Here is a 9,390-nt window from a genome sequence, read left to right on the forward strand (position 1 = left end):
GTGCTGGCCGTCGCGCAGCCGGTGGCCAGCGCCGCGAGGGCGGCGACCGCCGCGATACGTGTTGCCAGTTGCATCATGTGAGTGCCTCGTTTCTGCCGACACACCTTAGACGGCCGTACCCCGCGGCCGGTTCCTTCGGAGCCTTCAGTTTCCTTGGACCAGTCGTCACACTAGGAACTGTGCATGACTATGAACTGCTGGTGATCGGTTCCGGGCCGGGCGGGCAGCGGGCGGCGATCGCCGCCGCGAAGCTCGACCGGCGAGTCGCCGTGGTGGAACGGCCCGAAATGCTTGGCGGAGTCTGCCTGAACACGGGCACGATTCCCTCCAAGACGCTCCGCGAGGCCATCCTCTATCTCACCGGCGTCGACCAGCGCGAGATCTACGGGCAGTCCTACCGGCTCAAGGACGAGGTCACGATCGCGGACCTGACCGCCCGAACCACGCGCGTGGTCACCAAGGAAAGTGACGTGGTGCGCAGCCAGCTGACCCGCAACCGCGTCGCGATCATCCCCGGCACCGCCCGCTTCACCGCGCCGAACGAGGTCGAGGTCGACGACGGCGGCGGCCGGACCAGGAAGGTCAGCGCGGACAACATCGTCATCGCCTCAGGCACCAAGCCAGCCCGTCCGGCCAGCGTGGCCTTCGACGAGAAGACCATCATCGACTCCGACGGCATCATCCACCTGGAACAGGTGCCGCGCTCGATGGTGGTGGCGGGCGCCGGCGTGATCGGCATCGAGTACGCCTCCATGTTCGCCGCGCTCGGCACCAAGGTCACCGTGGTCGAGCGGCGGATGAGGATGCTCGAGTTCTGCGACGAGGAGGTCGTCGAGGCGCTCAAGTACCACCTGCGGGACCTGGCCGTGACGTTCCGCTTCGGCGAGACCGTCGCCTCCGTCGAGGCCCACCCCCAGGGCGCGATCGCGCTGCTGAGCAGCGGCAAGAAGATCCCGGCCGACACCGTGCTGTACTCGGCGGGCCGCCAGGGCATGACCGAGCACCTCAACCTCGAGGCCGCCGGGCTGACCGCGGACCCGCGCGGCAGGATCACCGTCGACGAGTTCTTCCGCACCAGCGTGCCGCACATCTACGCGGTCGGCGACGTCATCGGCTTCCCGGCCCTCGCCGCGACGTCCATGGAGCAGGGCAGGCTCGCCGCGCACCACGCCTGCGGCGAGCAGACCGCGCCGAACACCGTGCCGCAGCCCATCGGCATCTACAGCATCCCGGAGATCAGCTTCGTCGGCCGCACCGAGGACCAGCTCACCGAGGCCTGCGTGCCGTTCGAAGTCGGCGTCTCCCGCTACCGCGAGCTCGCCCGCGGCCAGATCGTCGGGGACTCCTACGGCGTGCTGAAGCTGCTCGTCTCGCCGGAGGACGGGAAGCTGCTCGGCGTGCACGTGTTCGGCACCGGCGCCACCGAGATCATCCACATCGGCCAGGCCGTGATGGGCTGCGGCGGGACGGTCGACTACCTCGTGGATGCCGTGTTCAACTACCCGACGCTGTCGGAGTCCTACAAGGTGGCCGCCCTGGACGCGACCAACAAGATGCGCCAGGTCACCAAGCTGTCCGAGTAACCCGGGCGAAGCGAACCCGGTCGACGCTACTGTTGCCCGCAGGACGGGTGTTGCGGGGCGGAGGACAGCGGATGGCCAATCAGGCAGGAGGGTTGCGCGCACGCGTTTCCAGCTGGCGATCCTGGTTTCCCTTCCTGGTCTACGGCCCACTGGTCCGCCTCCTCGGTGTGCTCGTCATCGCGATGATCGCGCTCGTCCTCGGCTATAGAGGCCTGCAGGACTACTTGGCCCAGCCGGCCGCGGCGAAAATGTGGGGGCAGGGCTGGAAGAACACTCTCTTCTACGACCTGCAGCTGCCGGTCCTCAGCTCAGCCCCCACTCAGGGGCCTGGACCTTACCCGGTGCCGCTTGGCATCGCCCGTTTTCTGGCACCGCTCAGTACCTTCCTCGCCGCTGCGGGCACCCTGGCCCTGCTGCTCAGCGAGCAGTGGCGCCGACTAGTCGTGGCGACCGCATCCAGGCACGCCATCGTGGTCGGCGATGGCCCTGTCGCGATCCAGCTCGCCCGCAACCTCCGCCGCGAGAACAAGAAGCGCAAAGTGGTGGTGATCAGCTCCAACGACAACACGTTGACCCAGGCTCGCCGGAACAAGCTGCATGACGTCCGCGGAGACCCGGCCGACCTGAGCACGTTGCGTGCCGCGGGCGTTTCTCGCGCCAGGGAGCTCTTCGCATGCACCAGCGAGGGCACGGTCAATGCGGCTATCGTGCTCCGGGCACGCGACGAGGTTCGCGAGGCCGCGAAGCGGCCGCTGGCCGCCTACGCGCTCGTGCGTGATGCGGAGCTGGGCATCGCGCTCCGTGCCCGCCGCATCGGGGTGACCGGTGACCGGCGGCTACGGCTGGACTTCTTCGCCGTCGAGGACATTGCGGCCCGCAGGCTGTTCGACACGCACCCGCTGACCCTGACAGGCAGCAGTCCGGTACACGTCGTGATCAGCGGCTTCGGGCAGCTCGGCCAGGCTGTCCTCCGCGAGGTCGCACGCCGACGCGAGATGGTGCCCGGCAGCGCCTTGGTCAAGGTCGTGATCAGGCACGCGACCGAGGAAGAGGTTAGGAAGGTCACGGACGCGTTCCCGGTGATCGTCAGTAACTGCTCAATCAGATATGACGAGGTTCCGGAGCTTCCCAGCACCGGCGGGTACACGGTGTACGTCTGCCTCGACGGTGACGACGCCGGGCTCAGCGAGGGCCTGGCCATGGCCCACTCTCTCGTCAGTCAGCGCGGGCACGTCGTGGTCTGCATGCGAGAGTACGACCCGTTCGCCGGCGTTCTTGCCGCGCGCAGTGGGTTGGTCGACGATGTCATGGGAAGGCTCCGCGTGTTCGGGGTCATCCAGGAGGCTTGCGTGCCAGCTAACATCAGAGACGACTTCACTGAGCAACTCGCTCGCTCGATCCACAGCGCCTACGTGGCCATGGAAAGCGCCAAGGGCGCCACCCCGGCGACGAATCCGTCGATGGTCCCCTGGGAAAGGCTCCCCGAGAATCTGCGCCAGTCCAATGTCGACCAGGCCGCCGACATCGGCGCCAAGATGGAAGAGATCGGCGCGATCATCGTCCCGGAGTCCGCCGACGCGCCCGAATTCCACTTCACCGACGGGGAGGTCGAGCGCCTCGCCGAGGAAGAGCACGAGCGGTGGATGCGCGACAAGCGCAGCCAGGGCTGGACGTACGGGCAGCCCCGCAACGACGAGCGCAAGATCCACCCCGACCTGCAGCCCTGGGCCGCCCTCAGCGCGGCCGATAAGGACAAGGACCGCAACGCGATCCGCACTCTGCCCGAGACCCTGCGCGACGCGGGCTTCCAGATCCTCCGTCTCCCGCCGGACTCCTAGCCGGGGGCGCCAGGCGCTACGTCTGGAGGAACCGCCGGTACGGATAGGTGAGCCGGACCGCCCGCGGCTAGTGCGGCGCCAACCTCGATGTGGACGTTGGCGCTGTCACCCGTGATGTCGGCGAGCACTGAATTGCGGCCAGTTTACGACGGAACGCATTGGGCCAGCTACAGTCAGGCACCCTAGTTTTCGCCCTAGGGTGTCCGGTTTCTTCCGGGAATAACTCGTGTGGCACACTAGTTCCCGTAACACGAGCGTGCTCCGGGGTCGGTGAAACTCCGAACCGGCGGTTATAGTCCGCGACCCGGCCGCATCCGCGGCTGGTTGACCCGGTGGAATTCCGGGACCGACGGTTAAAGTCCGGATGGGAGGCAGCGCGCACGGGTGATCGGCCGTATCGCGGCCGCATGATCCCGCGTCCCCCGGAGCTGGACCGGAGGAGGACGCGGATGTTCACGGGCATCGTGGAGGATCTCGGCGAGGTCGAGGCCGTCGAGCATCTCGGGGACTCCGCCCGCGTTCACGTTCGTAGCGCCGTGGTCACTGCGGATACTCGCCCCGGTGATTCCATCGCGGTCAACGGCGTCTGCCTGACCGTCACCGTGCTCCTCGCCGAACCGCCAGGCAGCGACCGGAGCGCGCTCCCGCCGCCCCGCGGCTTCGCCGCCGACGTGATGGGCGAGACGCTCAAGCGGTCCAGCCTCGCCGCCGTCGCGCCGGGCACCAAGGTCAACCTGGAGCGCTCGGTCCGCCTCGAAGACCGGCTCGGCGGCCACCTCGTCCAGGGCCACGTCGACGACACCGCCGCCGTCCTGCACAGGACGCCGCACGAGCACTGGGAAGTCGTCCGCATCGGCCTCCCGCCCGGCCTGGCCAGGTACGTCGCGCACAAGGGCTCCATCGCCGTCGACGGCATCAGCCTCACCGTCTCGGCGATCGGGGACGACTGGTTCGAGGTGAGCCTCATCCCCGAGACGCTCAGCCGCACCACGCTTGGCGTCAAGGAGCCAGGGGAGACGGTCAACCTGGAGGTCGACGTGATCGCCAAGTACGTGGAGAAGCTGCTCGGAGGTGCGCAGTGACTTGCATTGCTGAACCAGCCGGCGTCATCGGCCCCGGCGACGAGCAGGGCCACGACGTGCCGCTCGACGAGGTCGCCCGCGCGATCGCGGACGTCGCGGCGGGCCGCCCTGTCGTTGTTGTCGACGACGAGGACAGGGAGAACGAGGGCGATCTCGTCTTCGCCGCGAGCAAGGCCACTCCGGAGCTGCTCACCTTCATGATCCGCTACGCGCGCGGGCTGATCTGCGTCCCGATGCTCGGCCCCGACCTGGACCGGCTGCACCTGCCGCAGATGACCAGCCAGAACCAGGAGCACCACGGCACCGCGTTCACGATCAGCGTGGACGCGAGGAACGGCATCACGACCGGCATCTCCGCGGCCGACCGCGCCAGGACCATCCAGCTGCTCGCCAGCGGCATGACCGGTCCCGACGACATCGTCCGGCCCGGCCACGTGTTCCCGCTCAGGTACTCCGACGGCGGCGTGCTGCGCAGGCGCGGGCACACCGAGGCCGCCGTGGACCTGGCCAGGCTCGCCGGGCTGCCGCCCGCGGGCGTGGTGTGCGAGGTGATCAACGACGACGGCACGATGATGCGGTTGCCGAAGCTGCGCGAGTTCGCCGCTGAGCACGGCCTGGCGCTGATTTCGATCGAGCAGCTGATCGACTACCGTCGCCGCACCGAGCGGCTGGTCAGCCGCGTCGCGCGGACCCAGATCCCGAACACCTACGGTAACTGGACCGCCTACGGGTACCGCAGCGACATCGACGGCGCCGAGCACCTCGCGCTCGTCCTCGGCGACCTTAGCGATGGCACCGAGGTGCTGACCCGCGTGCATTCCGAATGCCTCACCGGCGACGTGCTCGGCTCGCAGCGCTGCGACTGCGGCGCGCAGCTCGAGGCGGCGATGGCCGCCATCGCCGAGCGCGGCCGCGGCGTGGTGCTCTACCTGCGCGGTCACGAGGGCCGCGGCATCGGGCTGCTCAGCAAGCTGCAGGCCTACGAGCTGCAGGACGCCGGCGCGGACACCGTGGACGCCAACCTTGAGCTCGGCCTGCCGGTGGACGCCCGCGAGTACTCGGTGGCCGCCCAGCTGCTTGACGACCTTGGCGTGCGCTCGGTCCGGCTGCTGACTAACAACCCGGCGAAGGTGGCGGCGCTGGCTGAGCACGGCTTCGGCGTGACCCGCATCCCGCTGCCATCGCTGACGACCCCCTACAACCTGCGGTACCTTACGACTAAGCGCGACCGGCTCGGGCATCAGATATCGGTGCCAGCCCCGGCGCCATTGACCCCCCTTCCAGGAGAGCGAGCCGGATGAGCGGCGAGGGACGGCCACGGCTCCCTGTCGTGGACGCCGCGAACCTGGCGCTCGCTATCGCGGGCACCCGGTGGCATCCGGAGATCACCGACTCCCTTGTGGAGCGGGCGACCATCGCCGCCAAGGAGAGCGGCGTCGAGGACCTGCTCGTGGTCCGGGTGGCCGGCGCCGTCGAACTCCCCGTCATCGCTCAGGAGCTGGCCAGGCACTACGACGCGGTGGTCTGCCTCGGCGCGGTAATCCGTGGCGGGACGCCGCACTTCGAGTACGTCTGCGACGCGGTGACCGCCGGACTGTCCCGGGTCGCGCTGGACGCGCGGACGCCCGTCGGTAACGGCGTGCTAACGTGTAACACGCTCCAGGAGGCCCGCGATCGCTGCGGGCTGCCGGACAGCAGCGAGGACAAGGGATGGGAGGCAGCCGTGGCAGCGCTGGACACCGCGCTCCTGCTGCGCTCGATCCGCTGCGGTGACCTGCCGAACAACGCGCGACATTAACTTCGCCACTACAGTCGCCACTGTACGTTCGGAATAGAAAGAACTTTCATGCTCTCGCTTGTCCTGCCCAAAGGCTCCCTGGAAAAGGCCACTCTCGAGCTGTTCGACGCCGCCGACCTGACCGTGCTGCGCGGGTCGGACCGTGACTACCACGCGCTGATCGACGACCCGCGGATCGAGCGGGTGCGCATCCTGCGCCCGCAGGAGATCCCGACTTACGTCGAGCGCGGCCTGTTCGACCTCGGCATCACCGGGCGGGACCTCATCACGGAGGCCGGGGCGGAGGTGGTCTCGCTCGGCGAGCTGCGGTACTCCAAGGCGACGTCCAACCCGGCGCGGATCGTGCTGGCAGTGCCGCAGAACGCGCCATGGCAGGCGGTGACCGACCTGCCGGACGGGATCAGGATCTCCACTGAGTATCCGGAACTGACCCGGCGGTTCCTTGAGGAACGCGGGGTCAAGGCCGTGGTGATCAGGTCGTTCGGCGCCACCGAGGCCAAGGTGCCGGACATCGTCGACGCGATCGTGGACCTGACGGAGACCGGGTCGTCGTTGCGCAAGAACGGGCTGCGCATCCTGGACACGCTGCTGACGAGCTATACGGAGCTGATCACGAACAGCGCCGCCTACGCGGACGCGGACAAGCGCGCCGCGATGGAGGACATCGCGCTGCTGCTGCGCGGGGCGATCCAGGCACGGGGGAACGTGCTGCTCAAGCTCAACGTGGCGGCGGACAAGCTGGCGGCGGTGACCGCGATGCTGCCCGCGATGTCCTCGCCGACGGTCACCGCGCTGGCGAACTCGGGCATGAACGCGGTCGAGACCGTGGTGCCCAAGCGCGGCGTCAACACGCTCATCCCCGCCCTCAAGGCCGCTGGAGCCCACGACATCCTGGAGATCCCTATCTCCAAGATCGTCGAGTAGCACGGCCCCTCGCCTCCTGGTGGCATAGTCGGCGTCCGCGTAGCGTTACTTGAAGACGACCGGAACTTGAGGTGGGTAGTGCGCGACATCTTGGACACGATCACCAAGTGGTGGGATGAAGGCGAGACGTTTGGGCTCGCCACTGTGGTGCGGACATTTCGTAGTGCGCCGCGGGATCCCGGGGCGGCACTTGCCGTGGAGTCCGATGGTGAGGTTGTCGGGAGCGTGTCCGGCGGGTGCGTCGAAGGCGCCGTGTACGAGCTCTCCACCGAAGTTGCGGCCAGCGGGCAGCCTGTGCTGCAGACGTATGGGGTCAGCGATGACGACGCGTTTGCGGTGGGGCTGACCTGCGGCGGGATTCTCGACGTCTTTGTCGAGCCCATTAACAGGCAGACGTTTCCCGAGCTCGGGGAGATCGCGGCGGCCGTGGAGCGCGGGGAGCCGGTGGCCGTGGCCACCGTGATCTCCGGGCCTGGTCGGGTTGGCGCGCGGCGGGTGATCTGGGGGGACGTCGAGCGGGCGTCAGACGGGTCGCTTGGCTCTGGCGAGCGGCTGGACGCCGCGGTGGACGACGACGTACGCGGCATGCTCGCGCAGGGGCTGACCGGGGTGCGCCGGTACGGGGAGCACGGCGAGCGGCGCGGCGACGAGCTGGCCGTGTTCGTGAACTCGTTCACGCCGCCGCCACGGATGCTGGTGTTCGGCGCCATCGACTTCGCGGCGGCCGTCGCGCGGGTCGGCAAGTTCCTCGGCTACCACGTGACCGTGTGCGACGCCCGGCCGATCTTCGCCACCAAGTCCCGGTTCCGCGAAGCCGACGAGGTGGTCGTCGACTGGCCGCACCGGTTCCTCGCCGGGACCGAGGTGGACGCGCGGACCGTCATCTGCGTGCTCACGCACGACCCGAAATTTGATGTGCCCGTCCTGGAGGTAGCGCTGCGTACCCCGGCCGGGTACATCGGCGCAATGGGCTCGCGGCGCACCCACGAAGACCGCCTGGAGCGGCTGCGCGCCGTCGGGATGACCGAGGCGGAACTCGCGCGGCTGCGCTCGCCGATCGGGCTTGACCTGGGCGCCCGCACCCCGGAGGAAACCGCCGTGTCGATCGCGGCCGAGCTGATCCAGCTCCGCTGGGGCGGCACCGGCCACGCCCTCACCGACACCGAAGGCCGCATCCACCACGAGTCAGCGCACGCCTGAACTCTCTCGCCGCCGTCCAGGCTCAGTTGTTGCGGCCGGTGAGCGCCAGCCGGGCGCCGATGCCGATCATCGCCAGGCCGCCGATGCCGCCGATGAGCTCAAGCCGCTGCTGCGACCGGCCTAGCCAGTTGCGGACCGTCCCGGCCGCCAGCGCCCACGTGCTGTCGCTGATCAGCGCGATGCCGGCGAAGATCGCGCCGAGCGCGATGATCTGCACGGGCACGTTGCCGCCCTGGCGGTCGACGAACTGCGGCAGCATCGCGGCGAAGAACACGATCACCTTGGGGTTGGTCACCCCGACCGTAAATCCGTCGATCACGATCCTGGTCGTGGTCTTCTGTTCGATCGTGGCGCCGAGCGCTTCGGCCAGCGACTGGCGATGCCTGATCGCCTGCACGCCGAGGAAGACCAGGTACGCCGCCCCGGCCAGCTTGAGCACGGTGAACAGGGCGACGGACCGCTCGACGAGCGGGCCGATCCCGAACGCGACCGCCACCACCTGCGTGAACGCGCCGACGGTATTGCCGGCCACGGTGGCCACCCCGGCGCCGCGCCCGAGCGTGATCGCCCGGCTGACCGTGAACAGCACGCTCGGCCCGGGAATCGCGATCAGCACGAACGCGGTAACAGTAAACGCCAGCAGATGCGTTGTAGGGATCACGTCCCCACCCTAGAAGCCGCCCCGCGCCCCAGGCCACCGGTTTTCTCTCCGCGCTCGGCCGGCGGGGAGCACCTCCCGCTAGTCACACCAGCACCTGGGCGACCGGTAACACGATGGCTCTTCACTAGTCACGCAATGCAGGATCTACCGTCAGTCACGTCAGCCCCTTCTGTTCACCTTGTGCATGAAATGACCACTTTCAGGCCTGAAACGACGCCGAAAGTGGTCATTTCGCGCATAAGGCAAACGGAGGTGGCGGGTGTGGTCAGAGGCACTTTGCAGCCTCCGCGGCACTTTGCAGCCG

General features: G+C 68.5%; 8 protein-coding genes and 1 riboswitch. Of the genes, 7 read left to right on the forward strand and 1 reads right to left on the reverse strand.

The window, feature by feature from the left end; all coding sequences use genetic code 11:
• Window positions 1–179: 179 nt before the first annotated feature.
• The 7 genes from sthA (at window position 180) to WA805_RS23505 (ending at window position 8,425) form a co-directional block, all read left to right on the forward strand.
• Complete coding sequence (sthA, locus tag WA805_RS23475; protein ID WP_422278513.1) at window positions 180–1,583, forward strand: Si-specific NAD(P)(+) transhydrogenase; 1,404 nt, start codon at window positions 180–182, stop codon at window positions 1,581–1,583.
• Window positions 1,584–1,675: 92 nt separating this feature from the next.
• A complete protein-coding gene (locus WA805_RS23480) occupies window positions 1,676–3,421 on the forward strand; it encodes a RyR domain-containing protein (protein WP_425243418.1) in 1,746 nt (581 codons plus the stop codon).
• A 252-nt stretch (window positions 3,422–3,673) separates the two neighbouring features.
• Window positions 3,674–3,803: riboswitch (FMN riboswitch) on the forward strand.
• A 67-nt stretch (window positions 3,804–3,870) separates the two neighbouring features.
• The gene (locus tag WA805_RS23485; RefSeq protein ID WP_422278517.1) at window positions 3,871–4,503 is read left to right on the forward strand and encodes a riboflavin synthase; all 633 of its coding nucleotides are present in this window, start codon (window positions 3,871–3,873) and stop codon (window positions 4,501–4,503) included.
• On the forward strand, window positions 4,500–5,804 hold the full coding sequence (locus WA805_RS23490; protein WP_422326986.1) for a bifunctional 3,4-dihydroxy-2-butanone-4-phosphate synthase/GTP cyclohydrolase II: 1,305 nt from the start codon (window positions 4,500–4,502) through the stop codon (window positions 5,802–5,804). Before WA805_RS23485 ends, WA805_RS23490 begins: the two co-directional genes overlap by 4 nt.
• A complete protein-coding gene (gene ribH / locus WA805_RS23495) occupies window positions 5,801–6,301 on the forward strand; it encodes a 6,7-dimethyl-8-ribityllumazine synthase (RefSeq protein WP_422279886.1) in 501 nt (166 codons plus the stop codon). The genes WA805_RS23490 and ribH overlap by 4 nt, the downstream gene beginning before the upstream one ends.
• Window positions 6,302–6,349: 48 nt before the next feature.
• Entirely contained in the window at window positions 6,350–7,225 is an 876-nt protein-coding gene (hisG, locus tag WA805_RS23500; RefSeq protein WP_422288743.1) for an ATP phosphoribosyltransferase, read from the forward strand.
• 78 nt (window positions 7,226–7,303) lie between these two features.
• Complete coding sequence (locus tag WA805_RS23505; protein ID WP_422279882.1) at window positions 7,304–8,425, forward strand: XdhC family protein; 1,122 nt, start codon at window positions 7,304–7,306, stop codon at window positions 8,423–8,425.
• 22 nt (window positions 8,426–8,447) lie between these two features.
• Here WA805_RS23505 and WA805_RS23510 read toward each other — a convergent pair whose 3' ends face one another.
• Entirely contained in the window at window positions 8,448–9,086 is a 639-nt protein-coding gene (locus WA805_RS23510) for a LysE family translocator (protein WP_424560955.1), read from the reverse strand.
• Window positions 9,087–9,390 lie beyond the last annotated feature (304 nt).

The sequence above is a fragment of the Trebonia sp. genome, assembly GCF_049794275.1.
In the GTDB taxonomy this organism is placed as follows: Bacteria; Actinomycetota; Actinomycetes; order Streptosporangiales; family Streptosporangiaceae; genus Trebonia.